The sequence below is a fragment of the Bacillus sp. AFS073361 genome (assembly GCF_002567005.1).
In the GTDB taxonomy this organism is placed as follows: domain Bacteria; phylum Bacillota; class Bacilli; order Bacillales; family Cytobacillaceae; genus Neobacillus.
Genome location: NZ_NUZU01000039.1, coordinates 566,998 through 593,354, shown reverse-complemented (window position 1 = coordinate 593,354; position 26,357 = coordinate 566,998). Strand labels below are relative to the sequence as shown.

General features: G+C 39.2%; 26 protein-coding genes and 1 riboswitch. Of the genes, 15 read left to right on the top strand and 11 right to left on the bottom strand.

The window, feature by feature from the left end:
- Positions 1–37 precede the first annotated feature (37 nt).
- The 5 genes from dapA to COJ96_RS23100 form a co-directional block, all read right to left on the bottom strand.
- Positions 38–925 carry a 4-hydroxy-tetrahydrodipicolinate synthase gene (gene dapA, locus COJ96_RS23120; protein ID WP_098576127.1) on the bottom strand — a complete coding sequence of 296 codons (888 nt, stop codon included), beginning with the start codon at positions 923–925 and terminating at the stop codon, positions 38–40.
- A gap of 129 nt (positions 926–1,054) precedes the next feature.
- Positions 1,055–1,234: riboswitch (Lysine riboswitch) on the bottom strand.
- A 97-nt stretch (positions 1,235–1,331) separates the two neighbouring features.
- A complete protein-coding gene (locus tag COJ96_RS23115) occupies positions 1,332–1,517 on the bottom strand; it encodes a hypothetical protein (protein WP_251463336.1) in 186 nt (61 codons plus the stop codon).
- Positions 1,518–1,611: 94 nt separating this feature from the next.
- Positions 1,612–2,826, bottom strand: coding sequence for an MFS transporter (locus COJ96_RS23110; RefSeq protein ID WP_098576125.1), 1,215 nt, complete (start codon positions 2,824–2,826; stop codon positions 1,612–1,614).
- A 13-nt stretch (positions 2,827–2,839) separates the two neighbouring features.
- Positions 2,840–3,259, bottom strand: coding sequence for a MarR family winged helix-turn-helix transcriptional regulator (locus COJ96_RS23105; RefSeq protein ID WP_098576124.1), 420 nt, complete (start codon positions 3,257–3,259; stop codon positions 2,840–2,842).
- Positions 3,260–3,626: 367 nt separating this feature from the next.
- Positions 3,627–4,388, bottom strand: a complete 762-nt coding sequence (locus COJ96_RS23100; RefSeq protein ID WP_098576123.1) for an SAM-dependent methyltransferase — start codon at positions 4,386–4,388, stop codon at positions 3,627–3,629.
- Positions 4,389–4,613: 225 nt separating this feature from the next.
- Between COJ96_RS23100 and COJ96_RS23095 the strand changes: the two genes are divergently transcribed.
- The 10 genes from COJ96_RS23095 to COJ96_RS23055 all read left to right on the top strand — a co-directional run bounded on the left by COJ96_RS23095 (position 4,614) and on the right by COJ96_RS23055 (position 12,371).
- Complete coding sequence (locus COJ96_RS23095; protein WP_098576122.1) at positions 4,614–5,579, top strand: quinone oxidoreductase family protein; 966 nt, start codon at positions 4,614–4,616, stop codon at positions 5,577–5,579.
- A 211-nt stretch (positions 5,580–5,790) separates the two neighbouring features.
- Entirely contained in the window at positions 5,791–6,558 is a 768-nt protein-coding gene (locus tag COJ96_RS23090; RefSeq protein WP_098576121.1) for a sugar phosphate isomerase/epimerase family protein, read from the top strand.
- Positions 6,546–7,505: a sugar kinase gene (locus COJ96_RS23085; RefSeq protein WP_098576120.1), complete on the top strand. Its 960-nt coding sequence runs from the start codon at positions 6,546–6,548 to the stop codon at positions 7,503–7,505. Before COJ96_RS23090 ends, COJ96_RS23085 begins: the two co-directional genes overlap by 13 nt.
- A gap of 1 nt (position 7,506) precedes the next feature.
- Positions 7,507–8,790: an MFS transporter gene (locus tag COJ96_RS23080; RefSeq protein ID WP_098576119.1), complete on the top strand. Its 1,284-nt coding sequence runs from the start codon at positions 7,507–7,509 to the stop codon at positions 8,788–8,790.
- Positions 8,783–8,908 (top strand): hypothetical protein, encoded by a 126-nt coding sequence (locus tag COJ96_RS29395; RefSeq protein ID WP_257148606.1) that lies wholly within the window; start codon positions 8,783–8,785, stop codon positions 8,906–8,908. Before COJ96_RS23080 ends, COJ96_RS29395 begins: the two co-directional genes overlap by 8 nt.
- Positions 8,909–8,941: 33 nt before the next feature.
- Positions 8,942–9,919 (top strand): LacI family DNA-binding transcriptional regulator, encoded by a 978-nt coding sequence (locus tag COJ96_RS23075; protein ID WP_098576118.1) that lies wholly within the window; start codon positions 8,942–8,944, stop codon positions 9,917–9,919.
- 136 nt (positions 9,920–10,055) lie between these two features.
- A complete protein-coding gene (gene hxlA, locus COJ96_RS23070) occupies positions 10,056–10,697 on the top strand; it encodes a 3-hexulose-6-phosphate synthase (protein ID WP_098576117.1) in 642 nt (213 codons plus the stop codon).
- Entirely contained in the window at positions 10,691–11,239 is a 549-nt protein-coding gene (gene hxlB / locus COJ96_RS23065) for a 6-phospho-3-hexuloisomerase (RefSeq protein WP_098576116.1), read from the top strand. Before hxlA ends, hxlB begins: the two co-directional genes overlap by 7 nt.
- Positions 11,240–11,477: 238 nt before the next feature.
- Entirely contained in the window at positions 11,478–11,816 is a 339-nt protein-coding gene (locus COJ96_RS23060) for a zinc ribbon domain-containing protein YjdM (protein ID WP_098576115.1), read from the top strand.
- A 75-nt stretch (positions 11,817–11,891) separates the two neighbouring features.
- Positions 11,892–12,371 (top strand): Rossmann-fold NAD(P)-binding domain-containing protein, encoded by a 480-nt coding sequence (locus COJ96_RS23055; protein WP_098576114.1) that lies wholly within the window; start codon positions 11,892–11,894, stop codon positions 12,369–12,371.
- A gap of 39 nt (positions 12,372–12,410) precedes the next feature.
- Here COJ96_RS23055 and ilvA read toward each other — a convergent pair whose 3' ends face one another.
- From ilvA to COJ96_RS23040, 3 genes are all read right to left on the bottom strand, one after another.
- Entirely contained in the window at positions 12,411–13,583 is a 1,173-nt protein-coding gene (ilvA, locus tag COJ96_RS23050; RefSeq protein WP_098576169.1) for a threonine ammonia-lyase, read from the bottom strand.
- Positions 13,584–13,754: 171 nt separating this feature from the next.
- Complete coding sequence (locus COJ96_RS23045) at positions 13,755–15,788, bottom strand: Na+/H+ antiporter (RefSeq protein WP_098576113.1); 2,034 nt, start codon at positions 15,786–15,788, stop codon at positions 13,755–13,757.
- Positions 15,789–15,936: 148 nt separating this feature from the next.
- On the bottom strand, positions 15,937–17,019 hold the full coding sequence (locus tag COJ96_RS23040; RefSeq protein ID WP_098576112.1) for a branched-chain amino acid aminotransferase: 1,083 nt from the start codon (positions 17,017–17,019) through the stop codon (positions 15,937–15,939).
- Between the two features lie 251 nt (positions 17,020–17,270).
- Here COJ96_RS23040 and COJ96_RS23035 point away from each other — a divergent pair, with 251 nt between their 5' ends.
- On the top strand, positions 17,271–17,756 hold the full coding sequence (locus COJ96_RS23035) for a hypothetical protein (RefSeq protein WP_098576111.1): 486 nt from the start codon (positions 17,271–17,273) through the stop codon (positions 17,754–17,756).
- 88 nt (positions 17,757–17,844) lie between these two features.
- On the opposite strand, the gene COJ96_RS28870 is transcribed toward COJ96_RS23035, so the two are convergent.
- The 3 genes from COJ96_RS28870 to COJ96_RS23025 all read right to left on the bottom strand — a co-directional run bounded on the left by COJ96_RS28870 (position 17,845) and on the right by COJ96_RS23025 (position 20,669).
- Complete coding sequence (locus tag COJ96_RS28870) at positions 17,845–18,012, bottom strand: hypothetical protein (protein WP_155928503.1); 168 nt, start codon at positions 18,010–18,012, stop codon at positions 17,845–17,847.
- A gap of 109 nt (positions 18,013–18,121) precedes the next feature.
- Complete coding sequence (locus COJ96_RS23030) at positions 18,122–19,363, bottom strand: CynX/NimT family MFS transporter (RefSeq protein WP_098576110.1); 1,242 nt, start codon at positions 19,361–19,363, stop codon at positions 18,122–18,124.
- 502 nt (positions 19,364–19,865) lie between these two features.
- Positions 19,866–20,669, bottom strand: coding sequence for an IclR family transcriptional regulator (locus tag COJ96_RS23025; RefSeq protein ID WP_098576109.1), 804 nt, complete (start codon positions 20,667–20,669; stop codon positions 19,866–19,868).
- 918 nt (positions 20,670–21,587) lie between these two features.
- Between COJ96_RS23025 and COJ96_RS23020 the strand changes: the two genes are divergently transcribed.
- From COJ96_RS23020 to COJ96_RS23005, 4 genes are all read left to right on the top strand, one after another.
- On the top strand, positions 21,588–22,718 hold the full coding sequence (locus COJ96_RS23020) for an amidohydrolase family protein (RefSeq protein ID WP_098576108.1): 1,131 nt from the start codon (positions 21,588–21,590) through the stop codon (positions 22,716–22,718).
- Complete coding sequence (locus COJ96_RS23015) at positions 22,718–23,089, top strand: Rieske (2Fe-2S) protein (protein ID WP_180230225.1); 372 nt, start codon at positions 22,718–22,720, stop codon at positions 23,087–23,089. Before COJ96_RS23020 ends, COJ96_RS23015 begins: the two co-directional genes overlap by 1 nt.
- 293 nt (positions 23,090–23,382) lie before the next feature.
- Entirely contained in the window at positions 23,383–24,723 is a 1,341-nt protein-coding gene (locus tag COJ96_RS23010; protein WP_098576106.1) for an MFS transporter, read from the top strand.
- A gap of 342 nt (positions 24,724–25,065) precedes the next feature.
- Positions 25,066–26,286 (top strand): iron-containing alcohol dehydrogenase, encoded by a 1,221-nt coding sequence (locus COJ96_RS23005; RefSeq protein WP_098576105.1) that lies wholly within the window; start codon positions 25,066–25,068, stop codon positions 26,284–26,286.
- The last annotated feature ends 71 nt before the right edge of the window (positions 26,287–26,357 follow it).

Genomic DNA, 26,357 nt, shown 5'->3' with positions numbered 1-26,357 from the left:
ATTCAAAATTCCCTATGTGTTGACAGCCTACAAGCATTTAAATTAATGTTTTGACTTGGTGTCCAGGTAAAACCACTTGCAATGCCATTTCTTCATCGTGACTCAAAGGCAGCAATGGCAATCGAAGTCCACCAACCTGCACCCCGCTCATGTTCAGGGCTGCTTTTACTGGGGCCGGATTAGGAGCCGTAAATAATGCCTTCATAAGAGGAAGCAGTTGGCGATGAGAGTGAGCCGCTTCTTGGACGCGTCCATTTTTAAAATGATTTATCATTTCTTGCATTTCATTGCCAATTACATGGGAAGCAACAGATACAACTCCAGCACCGCCAATCGCTAAAACCGGCAATGTTAAGCTGTCATCCCCACTATAAAGGGTAAAATCACTAGGGGCTTGGCTAATAATAGAAGCCATGTCATCCAGGTTGCCGCTTGCTTCCTTAACAGCAACAATATTCTCGATTTGGGATAGGCGAACAATGGTCTCTGCGGATAGATTGACCACACTTCGACCAGGGATATTATAAAGCATAACCGGTAATGATGTAGATTCAGCGATTGCTTTGAAATGTTGATACATACCTTCTTGGGAAGGTTTGTTATAGTATGGAGCAACGAGCATGATCCCGTCTACACCTGTTTCTTCAGCTTGCTTTGTTAAACTGATAGATGCCCGTGTATTATTCGAGCCAGTGCCAGCAATAACTGGGACTCTTCCTCTCGCTGCGACGACAACGGCTTTAAATAAAGCGATTTTTTCATCCGTCGTTAAAGTTGGAGATTCACCGGTTGTACCGGCAACGACGAGACCGTCCGTCCCATTTTCAATTAAATAATCTACTAATCTTCTTACTGCGTTAAAATCAACCTCGCCATTTTGATCAAATGGTGTAACCATTGCGGTTAAAACTTGGCCAAAATTCATTTTTTCTCACCCTTTTAATAAATTTTTATAAAATTTAGAGGTGGGCAAGGCCATTCAAAATTCAACGCAAAAAAGCAACAGTGAGGGTTCACTGTTGCAGTAGAAACATAAATAAAACTAAGTTCCCGTGCGTAAGATAGCCCTCCATATAGTCTCCTATATGACAGTTCTGTATTTATTCAATAGCAGAACCAGCTTCATGATCATGAGAATCAATGAAACTTCGGCAAATTCCCCTTTCTACAACCATCGTTGGACCTCATTATCCTCCAGTTGTGTACTAATGGTCTTTGCACCTCTATCCTCACTTCAAAAGTATTGAAGTAAGAAAAATATATAATTAATAGTAAATATATCAGAATATTCCTTTTGTTTCAAGGGGGAAAAGGAACTATATTTGTAAAGTTTATGCAGTTTCTAACCCCTGTTCTTCTTTTTCTACTTCTAATGCAGATACAATATATGCAAACCCGTTCATCACAAAATAAATAACATCCGATTGAATCTGTTCCTTTTCTCCTAAATAAGTATTTATGATCATACTGATGGAAAAGAAAACTACGAAGGATAATGCAATTTTATTAAAAATCATCAAATTTACCGACCCCTTTATTTAGGATTCTTATGTTAATCATATTTGCTTAAGACGGGTTTTATGTCTGCCGCCTGAAGGGTGGTGCTAGGAATCAATGAGTGCCAGGTGTTGGTTCATTCACCCTGGTTCTTCTTGGAAGTTCTTTCTTACCGTGCAGGAAGTGGTAAAGAACCATCGATGCGAGAACGACTGCACCTAAAATGACATACAAAGTACGATAGCCTGTTAACGGTATAATAAACCCGAGGATGTATGGACCGAACCCCAGACCCGCATCAAGAAAGATAAAGAATGTGGAAGTGGCCAATCCCATCCGATGGGGAGGAGTTAGTTTTACTGCTATAGCTTGGGTACTTGATTGCAAGTTACCGAAACCAAGGCCGATTAATACTCCTGCTGCTAATAAAATAATGCTGATGTTTGCGGTGCTAAGCAGAAACAAACCAACGGCAAAGGCAATAATACATGGATACATAATATAGTTTGCCCCTTTTAAATCCATTATACGGCCGGTAAGGGGGCGTGATAACAATACGGCAATAGAATAAACTAAGAAAAAGAAACTTGCCGCGCTTACTAGGTCAATTTCTATTGCATAGAAGTTAATAAATGAAAGAACGCTGGAATAACAAAAAGCTACTACTAATGTAATAACTGCAATTGGCAATGCATTGGGCTCAATATAATTAGAAAGTTTAAATCCTTTTGTTTCAGTTGGTTGGGGTGTTCCTTCTAATTGAGGCACATTTACAAAGAACGCTGTGACTAAACTAATGATCCCTATTACAAGGGAGAAAATAAATATCATTTGAAAGTCCGTATGCTGGGTCATGTATAGGCCAATGAATGGGCCAATTGCGGTAGCCAATGTTGCGCTCATACTGAAATAGCCAATTCCTTCAGCTTTCCGTGAAGCAGGGATAATCTGGGCCACGATCGTTCCTGTTGCTGTACCAACCATTCCGGCTGCAATCCCATGGAATAGTCGTGTTATAAGCAGGAAGGTAATCCCGAAATTCAGAAAATATAAAAGAAGTGTGAAAATAAAAAGGATGGAACCAGTGATTAATGTTCTCTTCCTTCCAATAGACTCAATAAATCTACCGATCAAAAACCTGCCAATTAATGAACCAACAATAAAGATTCCTGTGGCAAGACCTGCTTGACTTGTGGAAGCATGAAATTCGTCTACTGCATAGACACCAATGATGACAATTAATAAATAAAAGACTAAAGTGACGAAAAAATTGACCCCGGAAACAATCGTAAAATCTTTAGTCCAAAGTTTAGCTCTTGGTTGATTCACGTTATTAAACCCCTTACTTAATAATATTATCTCGAATGATCCCCATAATCTGGATGGTTTCAAGCTGTTCGTGTTCTGAGATACCTTTTAAGATGTCATTTTCAAACTGATCAATCGTGACACGAACTTCTATATATACTTTTTTTCCTAGTTCAGTCAGCTGTATCCGCTTTTCACGTTTATCATGGCTAGGAACCTGTTCGACATAGCCCAGTTCCTCTAATCGATTAATAGTCCTAGTAACTGTGGGTTTTTCTACATATAAATAATGAGAAAGATCCACAAGTGTAGCAGGTCCATTATTGGATAAGCAGTGAAAAATAGACCATTGAGCTCTGTGAAGTTGATGCTCAGCCAAATGGAAATTCAATTTATTTTCGAACGGGCGGTAAAGCATCAATAATTGATGAAAGAATTTTTGTGAAGTCTTTATTTAAATCACCTCGAATAAGTCGAATAGTTAGCTAGAGTAATAATTACCCTGGGTAACTATATTAGTGTAACAGATGTGGTTTTATAAGTCTAATTGTGGTTACTAATCAAACGTTTGATTAAAAAGGGCTGAAGCCTTGAGATATATAGATTTATGAGGGATAGGGTATTTTTGAAAAAACTAATCAAACGATTGATTAAATGGGGGCGAGACCTTAGTATTAAAGGATTTTTCTGGTGTGAGAAATTTTTTTGAGGAAAAACTAATCAAACGTTTGATTAAAAAAGGTCGGAAAATACCGCTGAAAAACTAATCAAACGTTTGATTAAATAGGGTTGAAGCCTTGGTATATAAGGCTTGTAAGGTATTATTTGTTTTTGTTATTCCGATACAAATACAGGCCGAATCCCAACGTATCCCTGCCCCAGGTCAAATAGGTCCGGCGCCATGTTCGAATCCGCTCCAACATCGCATTACAATCTGGATCATCTGGATTCTCAAGACAATAGTTCTCGACGGACATCGAATAAAGCCACTCGTAATCGTCCCAATCATCATCGTTGGCAACATAAGACCAAAGCGGGATTAATCCTAGTTCCTCGCCAGCCTTAACAGTATCCGCATGGGTTTTACATTCCGACTCATCAGCGCCTCCGAGCGCTTCTAAATACGCAGGACTTGGAGTCTGTTTCCAATATCCCTCGCCAATCAGAATGTAACCATTTTGCTTAACTAGACGTTTTAATGTCTGTAAGGTGGGTTCCATTCCACCTAATGCGTGGGTTGAACCAATACAAATCCCCAAATCATACCCATCTTCCTCGCATCCTTTGACTGCTGAGGCGGCATCTTCCACAATAAATTCGATGCTGCCTTCAGGAATTCTGCCGTGTGCCTTTTGCTTTGCTTCCTCGATGGACCCTTCATACAATTCGATAGCTGTAGCGGCTGCTTGATAATTTTCCAACAAGCGGATTAACAGTTCGCACTTTCCTGCTCCTATATCAATTACTTTATCTTTTGCATTGGGAGAGATGATATCGAGCATCTTCATGATCTTGTCTTCACTGATTGGATTACTAAAGGCATGGTCGCGGTGGGCAATTGCTGAAAATTTATTTCTATCCATATATTTATATCTCCTTGTTCATGTGGTCTGTATGAAGCGTATCTTACCCGGCGATGTGAAGCAAGTTAAAATGTAGGGGATTGTAATTTATCAAAAGTAAAACTGAGCAGGAGAGAGAGGTTCTTCTTCATGGGGAGCCCTGCCGGTAAAGCGAGTTGCAATCCATAGCATAATTCTATTTAATAAAAGTGTAGTGCAAAAATTAGTTTGAATGAGGTTATCGATATGAGAGCATTAGTGTTTAATACGTTTGGCGGGCCAGAGGTACTGAAGTATTCAGAAATCAACGAACCTGCTATTGGTCCGGATGAAATACTCCTTAATATGAAAGCAATTGGCCTAAATTTTGCTGATATATATAGAAGAAAAGGTAACTACCATCTCGAGGGGGAGCCTCCATTTATTTTAGGATATGAAGGGGCAGGAACGGTCGCAAAGGTCGGAGCAAATGTTCAAGGCATCCGCATTGGCGATCCTATTGCCTTTGCCGATGTACCACATGCTAATGCAGAGTTCGTGGCAGTCCCTGTAGAAAAGGCGATCCCTCTGCCTGAAACAATTTCGTTTGCGGAAGGCGCTTCTGTCCTATTACAAGGATTAACGGCTCATTATTTAACAAAGGATAGTTATTCCGTAAAAAAGAATGATATCGTACTAGTTCATGCGGCAGCGGGCGGGGTCGGGCAGCTTCTGGTTCAAATTGTCAAACTACTGGGCGGAACGGTAATAGGTTTAACTTCGTCCCTGGAAAAAGCGAAGGCGGCAGAGGAAGCAGGAGCGGATAAAGTGTTCTTGTATAAGGATGATTGGAAAAGGCAAATACTCGAAGCTACAAATGGGAAGGGTGTCAATGTGGTCTATGAATCAGTAGGTTCAACGCTTCAAGACAGTTTTGATGTCACTCGCATCGGCGGGACGGTAGTATTTTACGGAATGGCAGGAGGGGACCCAGCTTTGGTGGATCCAAGAATGTTAATGGATACGTCCAAAACATTGACGGGTGGAGACCTATGGAATGTGCTTACCAACCGAGAGGAACGAATTGCTCGTTCAACCGAACTGTTCGGGTGGATGTCGGAAGGAAGAGTTAAAGTATCTAAACCAACTACCTTTGCACTAAGCGATGGACAAGAGGCACACCGATATTTAGAAAGCCGGCAAAGCACAGGGAAAATATTATTAATACCATAGCATCCAGATAAACTTACGAGCCTCCATAATTTTGGGGGTTCTTCTTTTGGAGCCATCCTAATTTTGGTGTCAGGCACCAAAAAAAATTTAATTTTTTATTGCAAAAGCGCTTTCACTAGGTTTATAATATGTATAAATCGATTTACTAAATCGATTTACTAAAACGGTTTATCCTATGATCACAAGTATTTATTTAAAAGGGGATTTTGTTATGAATAATGTAATTGTCCCGATAAACGCATTTGATAGATTTGAAGTCTTGAAGAAAGGGCAAACTTCATTTATTAATCTCATTGCAGATTCAGGTGCTTATGGAATTGAGATTCGACGCGAATTATTGTCGGTCGAAGATCCACCACTTCATCAAATTAAACAAGAAATTGAACAATATCAATTATTCACAGTATATTCGGCTCCGATTGAGTTATGGAAAGTGGATCACCAATTGAACAAGAAGGAATTAATTGAGATTTTTGAAGAAGGAAAAGATCTCGGTGCTAAATGGATTAAAGTGTCACTTGGCTATTTTCAAAAAGGCCAATCTGATCTTATCGAACTGAATACCTTTTTGGATCAGCATCAGGAAGTTCAATTGTTGGTTGAAAATGATCAAACGCTTCATGGAGGGAATATCCATCATTTATCATCCTTTTTTGAAAGCGCCTCCGAACAGAGTACACCAGTTAAAATGACTTTTGATGCCGGAAACTGGTATTATTCTGGTCAAGAAGTAGACGAAGCCGTCAGCAAGCTTGCACCATATGTCATGTATTTGCATTTAAAACAGGTAGAAGATGATAATGGAGAGTTTATCACGGTGCCGCTGCAAAAAGATGAAAGTCACAGTTGGGAGAAGGTCATGAATCATTTTCCCGCTGAAATGGTGAAGGCGCTTGAGTTTCCCATTGAACCGAAGGAGAGAACACGAGAGTTTGTTCAGATGATTATGGAAAGTGAGGTTATATCATGCAACATTTAGATACAATTACTTTTGGTGAAGCAATGGCAATGTTTATGGCCAATCATCCAGGTTCCTTACACGAAGTCAGCCAATTTACCCGTGAACTTGCTGGAGCAGAAACAAATGTGGCCATTGGACTTGCTAGATTGGGCTTGCGCTCAGGTTGGGCGAGTAAAGTCGGAAACGATGCGTTTGGAAAGTTTGTCATCGAACGGATCAAAAATGAAAACGTTGACACTGGGCATGTTTTGATTGACCCACACTATCCGACTGGGTTCCAGTTGAAATCGATGGTTTTAGAGGGCGACCCAGAGGTTCAATATTTTCGCAAAGGATCGGCGGCAAGCCATTTAAACTGCAATGATTTCAATGAAGAGTACTTTCAGCATGCAAAGCACATGCATATGACGGGGATTCCATTAGCCCTCTCGGAAAGTACAAGAGCCTTTGCAAAACACGCTCTAACCTTTATGAAAAAGAACGGTAAAAAGGTTTCCTTTGACCCGAATTTAAGACCAACACTCTGGGCATCACAAGAAGAAATGGTAAGGGAAATCAATGAGGTGGCGTTCCAAGCAGATTATGTGTTACCTGGTATTACTGAAGGTGAAATTTTAACAGGTTTTAAGGAACCCCGTGAAATCGCTTCCTTCTATTTAGAAAAGGGCGTAGAGCTGGTAGTCATTAAGCTTGGGGCTGAGGGAGCTTTTTATAAAACAGCTACAGAAGAAGGCACCGTTCGCGGCTTTCATGTGGAAAAAGTGGTTGATACCGTTGGGGCCGGCGATGGTTTTGCGGTTGGGGTGATCAGTGGATTACTCGAAGGTTTAAACGTTCAGGATGCGGTTTTAAGAGGCAATGCGATTGGTGCGTTAGCGGTTCAATCACCTGGTGATAATGATGGCTATCCAACCAAAGCAGTGTTAGAAAAATATATAGAAAATCAATTAGAGGGAGTGAAATAACATGAAACAAACGATTGCAAAACAACGATGGTTACGTCTTATTCCAATTGCCTTTATCACGTACAGTTTAGCTTATCTTGACCGTGCCAACTATGGATTCGGTGCGGCTTCAGGATTAGCGGAGGATCTTCACATTACTGCTGGTACTTCTTCGTTACTTGGTTCTCTATTCTTCTTAGGATATTTCTTTTTCCAAGTACCTGGTGCGGCATTTGCCGAGAAAAAGAGTGCGAAGGTTCTCATTTTCTGGTCCTTGATTGCATGGGGGTTATTAGCTTCCTTTACAGGTATGATCTCGAATATTAAATTGTTATTTGTGATTCGTTTTTTACTTGGAGTTGTGGAAAGTGCCGTTATGCCGTCCATGCTGGTACTCTTAAGTAACTGGTTTACGAAAGCAGAACGTTCTCGTGCAAATACATTCCTTATTTTAGGAAATCCTGCAACGGTATTATGGATGTCAATTGTTTCTGGTTATTTAGTTAACTCTGTGGGCTGGAGATGGATGTTCATCGCTGAGGGTCTTCCGGCTGTGATTTGGGCATTTATTTGGTGGAAAGTTGTCAATGACAAACCGAGAGATGCGAAATGGTTAACTGAACAAGAAAAGCATGATTTTGAACAACAATTAGCAAAAGAGCAAGAAGGAATTAAGCCTGTAAAAAATTACAGCGAAGCCTTTAAATCAAAACCAGTTATTTTGTTAAGTGCACAATACTTCTTATGGAGCATCGGGGTATATGGGTTTGTTATGTGGCTTCCATCGATTATTAAAGCCGCACCAAATATGGATATTGTAGAAACAGGCTGGTTATCTTCAGTTCCTTATATTTTAGCTATTATCCTTATGTTTGTGGCTTCTTATTTCTCTGATAAAACATTGAATCGAAACGCATTTGTTTGGCCATTCCTATTGATTGGTGCAATCGCTTTCTATGCTTCTTATGCGATTGGAACAGAACATTTCTGGATTTCATTTGTCTTACTCGTGATTGCTGGCGGTGCCATGTATGCTCCATACGGTCCATTCTTTGCCATCATTCCGGAAATCCTTCCGCGTAATGTTGCTGGCGGTGCGATGGCCCTTATTAACAGTATGGGTGCGTTAGGCTCATTTGTTGGTGCTTATATCGTAGGATATTTAAATGATGCTACTGGTGGATTCGGTACTTCATATATCTTTATGGCAGGTTCTCTATTCCTTTCTGCAATTTTAACCATCTTAGCGGTTAAATCGGCAAAAAAGGATAAAAGCAAGCCAAAAGGTGTTAAAATGAGTGCTTAAAAAAGTGGAAGCAGCTTTGGAATCTTTCCAAGGCTGTTTCTTATTTATAGAGGTTCTCATCTTTAAGAACAATCCGTTCGTCATAACTGGAAAGTTAGTAGATTTGCCGCTAAAATGAAGTCAGTGACCAAGAGGAAAGAGGAAGATAGGCATGGAAAAAGTAACAATGGCCGACGTCGCAAAAGCAGCCGGTGTATCAAAAAGTACCGTTTCTCAATACTTAAATAATCGGTTTGAATATATGGGGGAAAAAACGAAACTAAAAATTAAAGAAGCAATTGAAGAACTTGGCTATCAGCCGAATTTTATTGCTAGAAGCTTGAAACAAAAACGAACCTCGATGGTGGGAATCATTGTCGCTAATATTACGCATTATTTTTCAACGGAAATCAGCCGTGCTATTGAGGATTTTTGTCATAAACATGATTTGCACGCCATCGTCTGTAATGCCGATGATGATCCTGAAAAGGAAAAGAAATATATTGAAATGTTACGGGCTAAGCAGGTAGATGGTTTGATTATTTTTCCTACAGGGAAAAATAATGATTTATACAAACGGATGGTCAAACAGGGCTATCCCGTTGTTTTTGTTGATAGAAAAGTAGAGAATCTTGATGTGTTTTCCATCATTACCGATAATACGGATTCTACGTATAAGGCTGTGCAGCATTTGATTGAGAAGGGTCACCAGAATATTGCATTTGTGGTCCAGCCTCTGACAGTTAGTACCCGTATCGATCGGTTGGCAGGATATACAAAGGCTGTTGCCCATGCCGGTATGGAGGTAAATCCAGACTTCATTATCAAAGCGAGTATCCCTGAATTGAAAAGCAAAATTGAACAACTTTTTGCTTTAGATGTTAAGCCAACGGCCATCTTTGCAGCAAATGATCGAGTCTTACTGGCGGTCTTAGAATTTCTAAAGGAAAAGGGTATTAAGCTTGGAAAAGAACTTGAATTGGTCGTATTTGATAATATTCCATTTGCACATTTGCTAGAGGCGCCGATTTCCTTCATCGTACAGCCAGCAAAGGAAATGGGAAAAAAGGCCGCTGAACTATTATTTGAACAAATTAACAAAAGCAACATATCCCCTGAAGTGTTTGTCTTTCCAAGTAGAATGATGTAAAAAGATTTAGTGGTGCCTGACACCATGACAAAGGTTCAGGCACATATTGAAAAACGCTTACAAATGAAGTATAATCTTTTCATAAACCGATTTAGTAAATCGGTTTATCAACAAACCCATATAAAGGAGTTTGATTATGAATATACAACTGGCTTTGGATCGAATGGATATAGCTGAAGCAATCGAATTAACGAAAAAAGTGGAGGATTCCATTAATTGGATTGAGGTTGGGACTTCGCTCATTAAGGAATTCGGCGTAAAGAGTATTAAAGAGATAAAACAAGCCTTTCCAAATAAACAAATTGTTGCAGATATTAAAACGATTGATAATGCCCGTTATGAATTTGAACTTTGTTTTGAAGCGGGAGCAGATGTGGCAACGGTCATGGGAGTTTCTCCACTAGTGACCATTGATACATGTATGGAAGTGGCCAATCGTTATCAAAAAAAAGTCATGATTGATTTATTAAATACATCGGATGAACAAAAACAAGCATTACGGAAATACAATGATGCCATTTTTTGCGAGCATGTGAGTAAGGATCAACAAGAGGAATTAGGCGATCAAAATCAAGGAACTAAGCCTAGTGATTTCTCAGGGTTTCAGGTGGCAGCAGCAGGAGGGATTAAGCTGGGTTCGATAGAGGATCTCATCAAATCTATACATCCAGCAGTGGTCATTATCGGCTCAGCGATTACGAATGCGGAAAACCCATCCGTGGCAGCGGCACGATTTAAACAAGTTATATCAAAAACGGAGGAGAAAACGACATGTTAGTAATTCCTACTATTTTAAAAGAAGTAGAAACGGTTCTTACCCAAATGGAAGAGGCTCAGCTTCAGGAGTTAGCGGTTCAATTGCAAAAGGCAAAGCGGATTTTTGTTATCGGTGAAGGACGCTCCGGGTTAATGGCTAAATCATTTGCGATGCGCTTAATGCACCTGGGAGCAACAGTGTATGTTGTAGGGGAAACGATTACACCATCGATTGCTGAAGGGGATCTTTTAGTGGCCATTTCCGGTTCAGGTACAACGAAAAATGTGGTTTGGACTGCTGAAAAAACGAACTCCCTTGGCTGTCCGGTAATGGCTGTGACGACCAATCCCGAGTCGCCATTAGCAGCAGCGGCAACGGAAATTCTCCATGTACAAGCAGCAACAAAGTATCGACGTGAGAACGAATTGAAAACAATCCAGCCGCTAGGTTCATTATTTGACCAATGTGCACACATTCTATTTGATACCCTATGTTTGCTATACAGCAAACTCAATGAAGTAGACCACACACTAGCTTTCGGCCGACATAGCAATTTAGAATAGGAAAAATGAATGGTGCCTGACACCAATTCGGTATTCACCGAATTGGTGTCAGGCACTCTTTTTTTGTAAGAGAGTGAATACAAGGAATCCAGGGGGTTTTCAAGAATATATAAGTTGAAAATGTATTTTTAATCGGGGGTTATGTCTAAATGAGATATATTTTGCATTCTTAAACAGATATAGACTAGAACCCATCGGATGTATTAGAATAACAGGGATGAATGGAGGTATTCTACAAATGTCTAATCTACCGAACTGCCCAAAATGTAATTCTGAATATACGTACGAGGACGGAAGTCTTTTTGTTTGTCCTGAATGCGCTCATGAATGGAATTTAGAATCAGAAGCAGAACAAGAAGATCTAAAAGTAGTGAAGGATTCCAATGGAAATGTCTTAAATGATGGGGACTCGATCTCCGTTATTAAAGACCTGAAAGTTAAAGGAAGCTCATCAGTCTTAAAAGCAGGTACAAAGGTTAAAAACATCCGTTTAGTGGATGGAGACCACAATATTGATTGCAAAATTGATGGTTTTGGAGCAATGAGTTTAAAATCTGAATTTGTAAAGAAGTTGTAGAATCAAAGAGCTAGGTAGCATGCCTAGCTTTTTACATAGAAAAAAATTCTAATGTTGCAGGGGTGGGGAATTGTGATGGAAAAAGTACTTATTCTTGCTGAATCAGATTATGGGAAGTTCAAAATCGCATGTGAAAATATACTTAAAGAAATTTTGGATGAGCGAGTGATTGTTAGCCGAATCCCTGCAATCTGGGGGAAGAATTCCCCTAGATTGCATTTAATAAAAGAAAGCATAAAAAATAATAAAATAATCGATGTCTATAACAATTTGGTGTGTAACAATCTTTTGGATGCTCAATTAGCAAAGCAACTACGCTTCATCATTGAAAATCAACTAAAGGGGATCATTCATTTAGGTACGAAGGATTGTATGACGCAGGGGCAATTTTATGAACAGATCATAAGTAAACTTGCTTGTGAAAAGAATATATTACGCTATCAATCTTATCAGGACAAAGATGTTACTTATTATTTTCAACTAACTTCCAATCGAGAGGATCTCCCAGATTTTCTACAATGTACAAACGAGGAGATTATTGGGCACCTAGTATAAATAAGTTAAAGAGCTTGGACGCCCAAGCTCTAAATAACTCTAACAATGACCCATTTCCACGCGATAGTTTTTCTCGATAAGAACTTTATGCAGCTGCTCAATATGATCGTGGTTTTTTGTCTCGACTGAAATCTCAATTTGGGCATAGCCGGGATAAATATCTTTGCCAATTCGATGGAGATTAACAGATTGAACGTTCGCATCCAAATCTGTAATCGAGCTTAAGACTCGTTGCAGTTCACCTGGTTTGTCTTTTAAGGTAATGGTAAAAATCGCATACCTTCCAGATTCAACCAAACCGCGTTCTATAATTCTTGAAATAAAATTCATATCAACGTTGCCGCCGCTTAATACAGCCACCACTTTTTTATCCCTTATATTCAACTTTTCATAAAGTAGGGAAGCAAGTGATACAGCACCTGATCCTTCTACTAATAGTTTATTTCTTTCCATCAACATGAGCATGGTCCTGGCAATTTCCATTTCATCGACGCAAAAAACATCATCCACGTATTTTTGAACAATTTCAAAGGGCTTCAACCCAGGTTTTTTAACGGCAATTCCATCCGCCATTGTAGGAGTGGAGTCAACCATCACAGGTTTATTTTCAAACAAGGACTGCTTCATACTTGGGCAAGCTAGTGCTTGAATACCGTAAACCGATATATCGGGATTTTTTTCCTTAATTGCCATGGCCACACCAGCAATCAGCCCGCCGCCGCCAATTGGACAAACAACCGCCTCCACATCAGGAAGCTGGTCAAAGATTTCTAACCCGACCGTACCTTGCCCTGTCATGATGGCCTCATCGTCAAAAGCATGAATAAAGGTGGCATCGAGTTGCTCTTTAAGTTTTAATGCATAGGAGAGAGCATCATCGAATGTGGCACCCTCTAAAATTACTTCTGCACCATATTGTTTTGTGGCTAGAATTTTACTAAGTGGAGCTCCTTTAGGCATTACAATTTTGCACGGTACTCCAAGCATTTGACTCGAATACGCTACTCCTTGCGCATGGTTTCCAGCAGATGCTGCGACAACACCTTTTGAAAGTTCTTCCTGTGAGAGCGAATTTAGCTTATTGTAAGAGCCCCTTACTTTAAAGGAGCCTGTTTTTTGGAGATTTTCCAGCTTTAAAAAAATTTCATTATGAGCGAGCTGACTAAAAGTCTTCGAATAATCGAGGGGAGTGGTATGAACAATTCCCTTCATTTTCTCACGCGCTACGATGATATCATCAATGTTCAATGTATTCTCTCCTCCGTCACAGAATTCTTCTTTTTAGGATGTACTGGAGCAAATAAACTATGTCATGAAAAGAAGAAAAAGACGCATATGGTCTGTGCCGGCTGTCACTTCTCTGTACAATTGTGCGGTGGATTACTAATGAGTATGGAGACTGCTTTCTTCCATCCAGTAGGCCTCCCGAATATTGATCTGCTTGCGAATTTTCCGGATGATATCGGCAGTGATTTCTCCTTCTTCGTACAATTTCTGAATTTCATCTCGTTCCGCCTGGAATGCCTTTGCACGCAATTCTCTTTGTAAATGCCTGTAATGAGCAGAGTCGGCCCCCTTTTTCGCCAATTTAAATTTCGTGAGCATTTCGCTATATTCTCCAATAATCACTAAATACACATGCTCATTTTCAGGTGTCATCTGGTTATTTAAATACTTAATGGCAGCTTTCGCCATATTCACTTTTAACTGAATCATTTTCTTCAATTGCGCCTGGCGGGTTTCAAGCTGTTGCTGGCTTTTCGGAATGATTAACTGAATTAGTTTGAAGACACTTCTTTTAGCAAGTGTTCCAATAAATAATCTTCTAAAGCGCATCCGATTGGTTACAGCAAGCCTCATCCTCTGAATATGTTCATCGGACAAATAATACGTTTCTCGGTCGATTTTCCCCTCTAATTTTAATGTTTCAATATAAAGGGCTTCAGCTTCCAAGGCCTTCATCCGAATTTCAGTTTCCAGTAGTTTTAAGTGCTCGGGGTTTTTATTATTTTCCATGTTCAGCTGATTTCTAATTTGATTGTATGAGGCAATAACCGAAACCGCAGCACCGCGATTCTCATCGTTCATCAATTCACGAATCGACCGAATAGCGGAATCAATTGTCCGCAGCTTCGCCTCTCGTGCCATTATTTCCCGTTGTTCATTAGCGTTTACTTTTTCTGTCCTAGCAAGAATTGGCAAGAAGATACTGGCCGTTAGGAGTGTGACCAGAATAACCCCAGCGGCTATAAAAATAATTAAAGAACGCTGAGGAAAAGGGGCTCCATCGGCTAGGACATAGGGAATGGTGAATGCTCCGGCTAGGGTGACCGCCCCTCTGACTCCGGAAATAGTGATAATACCAATCGCTCTCATTGAAGGCATTTCAATTTCCTTTTTGAGCCACTCCCACTTCCATGCCGCACCAATCCATAAAAAGCGCAAGAAGAGAAGGGCAGCGGATAGGATGAAAATATACTTACTCACTTCCCAATTATTAAACAACGGGTCCTTGAAAATTTCACTGATAACACTTGGAACTTGCAGACCTAATAGAAGGAACACCAATCCGTTCAAGATATAGATAAGCACCGTCCACGTGTTTTGTGAAACCAATTGTAATTTCATCGCAGGAGATTGATCACGTTCGCGGTAGATGGTATGTACAATCCCTGCCGCAACCACAGATAAAATACCCGAGAGATGAACATGCTCCACAAGGTAAAAAATCACGAATGGGGTAAGAAGTTGAATCAACATGTGGATGGTCACATCCTCCATCCCCAGCCGGCGAATAAAGATTTTCAGTTGAATGATTAGAATGGCTAGAAGTGAACCGCCTGCTAGACCGCCAATCGCAATTACGATAAAACTCCCGCTTGCCTGAGCTAATGAGAAAGCACCTGTAACCGTTGCGGCAACCGCAAATTTAAATGCAACCAATCCAGAGGCATCGTTCATTAAGCCCTCCCCTTCAAGGATATGCATAATCGTTTCCGGTATCTTCACCCGGCTCGAAATAGCACCCACAGCAACGACATCGGTCGGAGAGAGAATCGCAGCCAAAGCAAAAGCAGCCGGCAGTGGAATGGACGGAATCAGCCAATAAATTAAATATCCAATCGTAAATACGGTAACAAATACTAGACCGAGGGCAAGTAGGAGGATCGGTTTTCGTAATTTCCATAGTGCGTGCCGTGAAACATTTTTTCCATCATGAAAAAGCAGGGGAGCGATAAACAATACGAAAAACAACTCCGGCTCCATGGGGATATGAATGCCTAACGGCAGCGAAGCAAGTAACACCCCAAGCGCAATTTGAACCAGCGGCACTGGTATGTATGGAAAAAAGTGATGGATGAAACTAGATAATCCAATGACAGCAAGTAATAAAAGGATAAGTAGAAAAAATTCCATTGCAGGTCTCCTCTCTTAAAGTATTTTGTGTAACAAGGATATTTTTCAACACATAGAGAGGGAAATTTCTTTTTCAAAAAAATAGGCGAACAGTGAAGACACTGTTCGCCACAAAACTAAAAACCGGGCGATTTGCCCGGTTTTCCTTTTACACTTCTACCTGTTCAATCTTCACTGTCCAGTTAAACGGATCTTCTTTTTTACCAAGTTGAATGCCGGTCACTTCATCATAAATCCGCTGCGAGAGTTCGCCGATTTGACGCTCATTTATGGTAATCGCCTGGTCATTCCAAGTTAATTCGCCAACAGGGGAAATAACAGCAGCTGTTCCTGCACCAAACACTTCTTCAAGCTCTCCGCGTGCATGTGCTTCAAATACCTCTTCAATGGAAATTTTCTCTTCCCGTACAGGAATATTCCAATATTTTAGTAATTCAATCACGGAATCACGTGTTACCCCTGGTAAAATACTTCCGTTTAATCGTGGTGTGACCACTTCACCATTAATTTTGAAGAAGATATTCATGCTGCCAACTTCTTCGACATACTTATTTTCTTTCGCATCAAGCCAGAGAATTTGAGCAAATCCATTTTCATCTGCTTTTTCTTGCGCTTTAAGACTGGCTGCATAGTTTCCAGCAGTTTTCACATGACCCACTCCGCCAATTACCGCACGAACATAATGTTCTTCTACATAAATTCTAACAGGGCTTAATTGGTCTCCATAATAAGCTCCAGATGGCGAAAGAATTACAAGCAATTTATATTGTTTCGCCGGACGGACGCCAAGATATGGTTCCGTTGAGAAAATAAACGGACGAATGTAAAGAGAAGTACCTTCACCATCAGGAACCCAATCTTTTTCGGTTAAAACTAATTGTTTAATGGCTTTTAATAGAAATTCCTCATCAATTTGCGGAATGCATAGTCTTTCGCAAGATTCATTCAAACGTCTCATGTTTTTCTCTGGACGGAAAAGCTGTATGGCTCCATCAGCCGTCCTATAGGCTTTCATTCCCTCGAAGATTGCTTGTCCATAGTGAAAAACCATGGCAGACGGCTCTAAAGTTAAAGGTTCGTAAGGAGTAATTCTTGGATCATACCAGCCGATTTCATGTTGATAATCCATGACAAACATATAGTCACTAAAATACTTCCCAAAACCAAGTGAAGCAAAATCAGGTTTTTCCTTTAATACTTCTCTTTGAACAAATCCAATTTCTTGTTTCATGCTTACACCTCTTATCGATTCTCTACTTTATCTTGATGATTAGTAGGCTTTTTGCTTTGTGGAAATTCTAAATGAAATAAACTTTATTATCTAACTATAACACCTAAGCAGCACTCACTGCCATTCTCTTGATTAAAAAATCGAATAATTCCAAAAATATATTTTTAGAAAAACAAACATAATTACCTAGAAAAATGCCAAAACTAAAAATTAATACTTAGACAGGACAAAGAATAAAGGGAGTTACACAGATGTCATTGGTGATTTTTTCAACCATATGTTCACTTGTGATCATATATTTTACGGTCATGCCTAAAAATTTAAACATACTTGAACTGGCTTTTATCATAATCCTTGTCATATATCTTGATAGCAATGTGATGGATATTGTTATGTTAAATCTTGAGAGCATTCAATTATCAGATAAGATTGCAGGGATTATAACATTTTATCTCACTTTTCTAGTATTATACCCCCTAGTAGTGACATGGAATATTGACCGCCTATATTCCACGGATCATAAGTTAATGAAAATTGGACTTTCGCTTTTTACCATATTGCTGATCGTGGGGTTAGAAAATTTAGCAAAAATAGTAGATGCCGTAAATTATGTGAATTGGAATTGGCAGTATGATCTTATACAATGGGTCACCATTTGGTTATTTAGCATTGGGTGCCAATCCATTCAGATAGTGGAGCTGATAAATGGTAAATGTTTCAACAGAGATAGTAATTAATCTCCTTATTGAAGAGAGATCAAATAAGCAGTTAATCTCGACAACGCCAAACAGTAAAAAAACGCCACAAATGGGCGTCTAAAAAAAATCAAGATTGTTCATTGTTTTCAGCTGCATTTGTAAAAGCATTGGGATCGACCGTGTTTGCTCCATAATCCGGAACATTACTCGCATGCTCCTCGTGATACTGAGACCCGGCCCCTTGTTGATTAGGATTAGTTTTCCCTTTTTGCTGGTTGTTTTGTTGATTTGGCATATACTCACCCCCCTAAATCTAAAGAGTAGTATATGTAGCATTAATTTAATTATTCAAAGCAGGATCTGTTATTAGCTCGAGGGCATTTCAATACCATTTTTTTTACTTGCTATGCCTTCTTTTTTATCGTACTTGATCTGTAATTGCCCTGATGTGTGGTTACAAAATTACTACTTCCGGCTTCCATACCAACAATAAAGAGAAGACAGGCTCCTAAACCCAAAATTAGTAGAAGGATAGTCCAATTGTGAGTTACATCGTGTATAAATCCAAAAAGAGTCGGCCCTATTGCTGCTAATAAATAACCAACTGATTGAGCCATACCGGATAATTCGGCAGCTTGATGTGCGTTATGTGTACGTAGTACAAAAAACAGAGTAGCCAGACCAAACGCTGACCCTATTCCAACGCCGATTAAAATGACGGATAACGGTGCTAAAGAGGTAATGCCACTAAAAAGTCCGGCGTAACCTAAGAGTAAAAAGATTACTGAGAGCCCAACCAGCCAACGTTGATTAGAAAAGCGACCAGCAAGAATTGACACAATTAATGTGGCTGGAAGGCTTGCAAATTGTGTTAATGATAGGAGCCATCCTGCTCCAGATGGGCTAATCCCTTGTTGTTGAAGAATCGAAGGGAGCCAAGTTACCACAACATAAAAGGCTGTAGATTGTAAACCCATGAAAAAAGTGACGTTCCATGCAAGACGAGAATGCCATAAAGATCCTCCTGTATCAAGAGAACTTGTTGTCTGGTGGTGAACACGTATTTGAGGAATCCAGAAAACAATTGAAATGACAGAAAGAAGGACCCAACAAGCAAGAGCACCTCGCCATCCAAATTCTACTCCTTCGGTGATGGGAATAGTAATTCCCGAGGCAACAGCTGCCCACAAATTCATAGACACGGCGTATATACCTGTCATAATACCGACTTTATTGGGAAACTCTCGTTTAATCAAACTGGGTAAAAGCACATTGCATAATGCGATTGCTATACCAAGCACTGCTGTACCGATAAACAATGCAGTTATGTAAGGTATAGAGCGTATGATTATCCCTGCTACTAGCAAAAGCAAGGCTCCAAATAGTGTATATTCTAATCCAACACGACGAGAAATTTTTGGAGCAAGGGGTGAAAAAAGAGCAAACGCAAGCAATGGTAAAGTAGTCAACATACCTGCTAATGTATGAGACATTCCAGTATCTTGGCGAATCGTTTCAATGATAGGGCCTACACTTGTAAGGGGAGCCCTAAGGTTAGCGCCTGCAAATATGATTCCTAAGATGAGTACCCAAATTCCCAGGGGAAGGGAAGCGCGTTTTTTAGTGATGTTGCCTTTTGAAGTCATGGAATTCTCCTTCTTCCTTTCCGGATGATATGGCCAACATAAGAGTTTTTGTGAAAACTAACAGTATAATCCTACTAATAAAAGGTTTGAGGATGATTTGTTGTACTTTCAGATGGACTTGACGTAAAAAATCTAGCAAAAAGGACATACCAATATATCAATCTAGAAAAAAATTATGTTCAAATAAAGGATTATAATTTATTCGAATTTGAAAGTTAATGATGAGAAACAAAAATAGGCTGTTAAGAAGAATTACCCAACAGCTAAAAAAGGGGGTACCTATTTACTCTGAAAAAAGGTAAAGAAGATTACCTACTACAGATAAGTCACGAACTTTTCTGGCCCTCAGTTATGGACATGACTAGAAGAAAATACTAGTTAACAGATTCAAATTCTTGCAAATCTAGTGATACGGAAAACACTTTTAGATCCTCCAATAATGTTTAGTCGACGCTAACATTATTGCTGAAATCTGTGAGTGTTTTCATTCTTTGGGGCAAAATCACAATTGTGGTGATGATTCTTTTATTTCAATTTGAGAGTTGTATCCTAGTTTACTTGATATCTTGGAAGTAGTTTCAAGTAAATATTTAACAAACTCTTTCTCTTTGGCCATAGTCCGAACCGTTGGCGCACAAATACTTATGGCAGCAGCAATTTTACCGTGACGTGAAAAAACAGGAGCGGCAATGCAAGATACACCACTTTCAAATGTTTCAAAGGACAAATAATAACCTTTATGCCTAATCTGCTCCAATTCCGCACGAATCATGTTAGGATCAACAGTAGTGTGAGGAGAATAAGGTTCCAATTTTGCAGTAGATAGATAATTTTCAACCATTTCTTGATCACTATAAGCCAACAAAACTTTTCCAAGTCCTGTCGAATAAGGAGGCGATGTTAAAGATAGATGGAATTGTAAACGCAATCCTGATTCTTGATTCATAATTCGCTCCAACAAGACTACTATATTAGAATCCATTACACCAAGGTGAACCAGTTCATTAGTTGCTGACGATAAATGAACTAGATGTTGATGGGAGACTTTGCGAATATCGAGCCTTTTTTCATAAGCATTGCCCAACTCTAAACAAGATAACCCTAGTCGATACTTTCCTGTATCGGTATTCAGAGCGATAAATCCTTTTTCTTTCAAATTATCAAGCAATTTCAATAAATAACTTTTTCTAAGATCAAGTATTTCTGCCAGCTCACCCAAACTACATTCTTCATGTTCTTTAAAAAACAATAAGATATTTAATGCATGAGAAACATTACCATAGGATACACGCTTATTATCTGTCATAAAATTACCTCCTCTTTAAGCATTAAACTTATTTAAATTTAGTGAACGGCGTTATCTATCCCTTTAAGTATAAATCTTAAGTTAAAATCAAAAATAATTCAAGTGAAACTCTAGCATTTCCCAATACTTAAATAATTATTAACAAGTCAAAAACCTTTCACACTGCCAACAGTTAACTTCAAAGATAATCCACCTAAGAAAGAAGTTTGTCTAAAATAAGTAAACACTTAATTTGTATTCTTATAAAAGCGGATTAGTTAGCGCTCTCTTAACCTCTTATATAGAGTAAATAAAAATCATACTATTTTGTCTTAAGAATACTACAGGGATTGAGATATCTTTCATAACTAGTTGGAAAATATCTAAAAAAAATATTGAATTTTCTTTTTTTTTTAAATATAATCACTTTAGTGAATGACATTCACCAAAGTTAAAAATTTAGGGGGCAAGAGAATGAAAAAAAGATAAAAAACGTTTGGAGGATAAAAATAATACAGGAATTTTGTACACGCTTTAAATATTCTACTAGCTTTTAAAATTTAAAGTGAATTAACTCTAACTGAAATGTTTGAATTCATATTCAACATCACATTGAAAGGTATTAGTTGTCCATACAGAAGAACCAAAAATTGGGCTTTTTTTCAATGGTATAAATGGAAACGTATACACTACATACAACCCTTGGTCCCGATAACTCCGTTAAGAATACGTGTAAAAAATGGATAATAATTATCTTATGAGTCTTTGAAAATCTAATTTCTCTACTTGTGTTCAGGTTTTTAATAAAAATCTACTAATCTTTTTTACTAGAACGTTTTTTGAAGGTAATCATCACGATAGCGATTTACTCAAATTTTTATAATTAATGAAAAATTAGGAGTATAGGTATATTACATCGCCTAAAGGAGTGGAAATGAAATGGAAGTAACAGAAGGTAAACAACTGAAAAAACAAATAACTAAAACGAAACGCACTATTATTGACAGTGACATCCATAACTATACACCGCTTGAAGAAATTAAAAAGTATTTACCAAGAGTCTACCGTGACCAGATCGATTTGTGGGGGTGGCGGCTTCCTGGTTCCTTATATTTAAACGGTGGTATTAATGTAGGTCAAAGGGCAGACTCAACACCCCCTGACGGCGGATTTCCTGGTAGCAATCTTGATTTCATGAGCTCTCAATATTTGGATCCATTTAATGTTGAGTACGGCATATTAACCGGTAGTGATTACTCTTGTCAAGCATCGCCTGATGTGGATTACGCTGCAGCTATCAGTTCAGCGATAAATGAATATACTTTGGAGCAGTGGCTTGGGAGAGACCGCAGGCTGAAAGGATCAGTGTTTATTCCAAAGCAGGATCCTGAGCTTGCTGCAAAAGAGATTCATCGTGTCGGCTTACACTCGGACATGGTGCAAGTTATTGTAGCGAGCGGAGCTGATAAGCCCTATGGAAATAGGTACTATCATCCGATTTATGAAGCTTGCGTCGAACATAATCTGCCTTTTACCATTCATGTTCTAATGGAAGGTGTTGGCATTAACCCACCTACAACAGGGGCAGGTTGGGTTTCCTACTATCCGGAGTACCGAGCAACTCGACCACAGGTTATGGCGGCACATTTAGCAAGCTTTATCTATGAAGGGGTCTTCGAAAAATTCCCTACTTTGAAGGTCGTGCTACAGGAAGCAGGCGTGTTTTGGCTGGCCCCTTATTTATGGAAGTTGGATGAGGATTGGAAAGCATTACGCTTTCAAACACCATGGGTGAAAAAACGACCTAGTGAGTATTTCCGCAGTAACATTAAAGTGTCCTCACAACCACTTGAGCCGACGCCGAATCAAGAAATGTTCCGACAAATGATGAATGCTGTTTATGCGGATGAAACTTTATTATATTGCAGTGATTATCCGCATTGGGATTTTGATTCACCTCTGAAGACATTTCCCAAACTTGATGATGCATTATGGGAACGAGTTTTTTATCAAAATGCAGCTGACTTATATGGACTACCTGCAAGAAAAAGACAAGGAGGGACTGAGTGATGAAAGGTTTTTTAGTTGGAAAGGCATCTGAGATTCCTGAAGGAGGTAAGAAGATTATTGAAGCGAACGGACGCAGCATCGGTGTTTATAATATCGGCGGGGAGTTTTTTGCAATCCGTAACACCTGCCCTCATCAGGGAGCTGCTCTTTGTTCAGGTATTACGACAGAGTTTATTAACTCTACAGGTCCGGGCAATTTTGTTCACGAACGTGAAGGCGAGATTGTGCGGTGCCCTTGGCACCAATGGGAATTCGAAATAAAAACGGGGTGCATGGTCGTCGATCCTAAGAAGAGAACTAAGAGCTATGAAGTAACAGTGGAACGGTTTGATGTCTCTATTGAAGACAAAGAACTATACGTTCACATTTAAATTAAACCATTAAGTTCGGGCTTCTGTTTGCTCTTGACTTAATGGTAAGTTCCTAACGACTTGTGCTTCGGGTTCTCTTGGAGAATAGTTTTAAATGTCGGAATAGGAACATTTGTAAAGAATAGGAATTTGTTTTTGTGAGTTATGATACCCATGATGAAGTGGGAACTAATTGAAATTAAGAGTTGTCTCAAAAAGGTCTTATCGTGTCAAACGAAAAGTTTAGTTTTATTTATATAAGGTACCAAAAAGGCTCTACAGATCGAGGGTAGCTAAAAGGAGGAATTCTATTAATGGAAAAACAATATCCATCTAAAAGGGTAACAACAAAAGCACTTGTGGCGAGTTTAATAGGTAGCTCGATCGAGTGGTACGATTACTTTCTCTATGGTACTCTAGCTGCACTAGTATTTAATAAAATATTCTTCCCTACCACAGACCCTGCAGTTGGATTGCTTATTGCTTATGCATCGTTCGCCCTTCCTTTTTTTATTCGTCCGTTAGGTGGCGTCATCTTCAGCCATATCGGCGATAAAATAGGAAGAAAAAAGACACTTGTTCTCACGTTGTCATTAATGGGTGGCGCCACAGTTTTAATTGGATTACTACCTTCTTATGAAACTATCGGTATTTGGGCACCAATTTTACTTATTTCCTTAAGACTTGTACAAGGGCTTGGGATCGGTGGAGAATGGGGTGGTGCCTTGCTACTCGCAGTTGAGTATGCACCTAAAGGACGGAGAGGTTTCTTTGGAAGTGTGCCTCAAATGGGAGTTACAATTGGATTACTTCTCGGTACGATATCCATAACCCTCATGAATTCATTACCTGACAACCAATTTTTGGCATGGGGTTGGCGCCTTCCGTTTATTTTAAGTGCTGTGCTTGTCTTCCTTGGATTATGGATCCGTAATGGAATAGATGAAACACCTGCGTTTCAAGAAGCAAAGGAAAGTGAAAACATTTCCAAAGTTCCGCTCATCGATACTTTCCGTTACAACTGGAGATCTGTATTAATCGCTGTGGGGTTAAAAGCGGGAGAAACGGCTCCGTTTTACATTTTTTCGACGTTTATTATTGCATATGCAACAGGGCACCTTGGTTTCAATGCAACACCGGTGCTTAATGCTGTCACAATTGGAACAATAATTACGACCATTACGATACCATTTATGGGTTCTCTTTCTGATAAAATAGGCCGAAAACCCCTGTTTATCGGCGGAACGATTGCAATAGTTTTATATGCGTTTCCATACTTCTATATACTTTCCTTAGGATCGACCCTATGGTTAACTATTGCCACAATTATTGGTTTAGGTATACTATGGGCGCCAGTCACTGCTGTACTTGGGACGTTGTTTTCTGAAATATTTCCTACAAATGTGCGCTACACAGGAGTAACTGTCGGCTATCAGATTGGAGCAGCATTGGCCGGAGGAACGGCACCATTGATTGCTACAGCATTGATGAATGGTTTTAACAATTCATGGGTACCTGTTGCTATTTACATGATGTTTATTGGATTAATTTCCCTAATAGCAATTTTTAGTGCGAAAGAAACAAAGGACCAAGATTTGGAAAAAGAAAACAAAAAAACTGAAAGTTTCGATTATCCAAACGTAATATCAAAGTAATAAAAGATACATCTACTTTCAGTTCGCATTTCTTTTACAGTGTCCATTGAAACAGGTAAAAAAGATATTTAGTTAATAACACGTTATAGTGACAAAAGACTAAAGACAGTTGAAAAAACCACAAGGTATATAAGTATTTTCCTTGTATCAAAAATAGATATATGAGGGGATTTTGGTCATATCGTTTTAAACTGAAATATGAAAAATGGTGTTATATCCCCTCATCCTTTAAATAAGTAAAAAATTTTTAATTTAAATTAAAAATCCAATTTTAAATAATTAAATAAATATCGAGTGAGTATTTCAATCAGAAGAAACTGTGTAGAGAGGGAGTTAAAACCAATGTCTTCAATATCTTATAAGTATTTTATGCCGACGAGAGTGGAAGTTGGCAATGGTATATCTGAAAGAACAGGAGAATTCATTAAAGAATTGGGAGCTACTAGAGTACTCATCGTAACTGATAAAGGAGTGCGAGCAGCCAAACTTTTAGAAGGAATTGAAAAGTCCCTTCTTGCAGTTAACATGGACTATGATTTGTATGATGAGGTAGAACCGAACCCCTCTGCAGAAACCATTCATAGGGGTACTCAAAAACTTAAGGACTATAAAAGTGACGCAGTACTTGCTGTTGGTGGTGGAAGCAGCATAGACACTGCAAAGGGAATAGCCGCGATGGCTACCAACCCCGGCCATATCTTGGAGTATGAAGGGGTGGGCAAAATTAAAAGGCCGCCACTTCCAATTATCGCAATACCGACTACGGCAGGAACAGGGAGCGAAACTACGAATTCCACTATTGTAACCAACAGAGAAACTCACTTTAAATTAGCAGTCCTTAGCCCGATGTTGTTTCCAACTCTGGCCATACTGGATCCGACTCTTACTTTGAATCTTCCACAAGAAATCACAGCCGCGACGGGTATGGATGCTTTAACCCATGCAATAGAATCCTATACATCCAAAGCAGCGAGCCCAGTGAGCCAGGGATTCGCGATGCAGGCGATTAAAATGATTGGCGAAAATTTAACCAAATCTTACTTCGTAGGAACGGATATCGAAAGCAGGGAAAAAATGCTGGTAGCCTCTATGATGGCTGGCGTTGCGTTTTCCCAATCACGCTTAGGGAATGTTCACGCTATCTCTCATACGTTTGGCGGAGTCTTTAACATTCCGCACGGTATCGCAAATGCAGCGCTATTGCCTTTTGTTATGAAATTTAACTTACCAGCATGTGCCGATAAATATAAAGATATCGCGATCGCTTTAGGAAAGGATGTTCGCGGATTATCCATACAGGAGGCTGCTGGAAAAGCAATAGAATCTGTTATTGAAATGAATCAAGCCATGAAAATTCCTTTAAATATTAAGGAGTTGGGCGTCTCATTAGAATATTTGTCTAAATTAGTAGAAGATTCAATGAGGAGCGGAAACGTTCTTATTAACCCTAGACTGACAAGGCCTGCTGATATTAAACAGATCATTGAAAATGCTTACTATGGTAATTTAGAAGAGTTTCAAAAAGATATATATAATAAGGAAGAAACATTAATTTTGGCATAAGGATTATAAATTCCGTCGATACATTTAACTTTTGGCAAACTGATGTACAAATCGATTAACGAGGAGAAGGA

Excerpts from the sequence above, each read along its gene's own strand:
- COJ96_RS23080 (WP_098576119.1), top strand. The coding sequence starts at position 7,507 with ATGAAACAAACGATTGCAAAACAACGATGGTTACGTCTTATTCCAATT.
- COJ96_RS23060 (WP_098576115.1), top strand. The coding sequence starts at position 11,478 with ATGTCTAATCTACCGAACTGCCCAAAATGTAATTCTGAATATACGTAC.
- COJ96_RS23095 (WP_098576122.1), top strand. The coding sequence starts at position 4,614 with ATGAGAGCATTAGTGTTTAATACGTTTGGCGGGCCAGAGGTACTGAAG.
- COJ96_RS23010 (WP_098576106.1), top strand. The coding sequence starts at position 23,383 with ATGGAAAAACAATATCCATCTAAAAGGGTAACAACAAAAGCACTTGTG.
- COJ96_RS23045 (WP_098576113.1), bottom strand. The coding sequence starts at position 15,788 with ATGGAATTTTTTCTACTTATCCTTTTATTACTTGCTGTCATTGGATTA.
- COJ96_RS23085 (WP_098576120.1), top strand. The coding sequence starts at position 6,546 with ATGCAACATTTAGATACAATTACTTTTGGTGAAGCAATGGCAATGTTT.
- COJ96_RS28870 (WP_155928503.1), bottom strand. The coding sequence starts at position 18,012 with ATGCCAAATCAACAAAACAACCAGCAAAAAGGGAAAACTAATCCTAAT.
- hxlA (WP_098576117.1), top strand. The coding sequence starts at position 10,056 with ATGAATATACAACTGGCTTTGGATCGAATGGATATAGCTGAAGCAATC.
- COJ96_RS23075 (WP_098576118.1), top strand. The coding sequence starts at position 8,942 with ATGGAAAAAGTAACAATGGCCGACGTCGCAAAAGCAGCCGGTGTATCA.
- COJ96_RS23040 (WP_098576112.1), bottom strand. The coding sequence starts at position 17,019 with ATGAAACAAGAAATTGGATTTGTTCAAAGAGAAGTATTAAAGGAAAAA.
- COJ96_RS23020 (WP_098576108.1), top strand. The coding sequence starts at position 21,588 with ATGGAAGTAACAGAAGGTAAACAACTGAAAAAACAAATAACTAAAACG.
- COJ96_RS23090 (WP_098576121.1), top strand. The coding sequence starts at position 5,791 with ATGAATAATGTAATTGTCCCGATAAACGCATTTGATAGATTTGAAGTC.
- COJ96_RS23055 (WP_098576114.1), top strand. The coding sequence starts at position 11,892 with ATGGAAAAAGTACTTATTCTTGCTGAATCAGATTATGGGAAGTTCAAA.
- COJ96_RS23100 (WP_098576123.1), bottom strand. The coding sequence starts at position 4,388 with ATGGATAGAAATAAATTTTCAGCAATTGCCCACCGCGACCATGCCTTT.
- COJ96_RS23030 (WP_098576110.1), bottom strand. The coding sequence starts at position 19,363 with ATGACTTCAAAAGGCAACATCACTAAAAAACGCGCTTCCCTTCCCCTG.
- COJ96_RS23115 (WP_251463336.1), bottom strand. The coding sequence starts at position 1,517 with ATGATTTTTAATAAAATTGCATTATCCTTCGTAGTTTTCTTTTCCATC.
- COJ96_RS23015 (WP_180230225.1), top strand. The coding sequence starts at position 22,718 with ATGAAAGGTTTTTTAGTTGGAAAGGCATCTGAGATTCCTGAAGGAGGT.
- dapA (WP_098576127.1), bottom strand. The coding sequence starts at position 925 with ATGAATTTTGGCCAAGTTTTAACCGCAATGGTTACACCATTTGATCAA.
- COJ96_RS23005 (WP_098576105.1), top strand. The coding sequence starts at position 25,066 with ATGTCTTCAATATCTTATAAGTATTTTATGCCGACGAGAGTGGAAGTT.
- COJ96_RS23035 (WP_098576111.1), top strand. The coding sequence starts at position 17,271 with ATGTCATTGGTGATTTTTTCAACCATATGTTCACTTGTGATCATATAT.
- hxlB (WP_098576116.1), top strand. The coding sequence starts at position 10,691 with ATGTTAGTAATTCCTACTATTTTAAAAGAAGTAGAAACGGTTCTTACC.
- ilvA (WP_098576169.1), bottom strand. The coding sequence starts at position 13,583 with ATGAAGGGAATTGTTCATACCACTCCCCTCGATTATTCGAAGACTTTT.
- COJ96_RS23025 (WP_098576109.1), bottom strand. The coding sequence starts at position 20,669 with ATGACAGATAATAAGCGTGTATCCTATGGTAATGTTTCTCATGCATTA.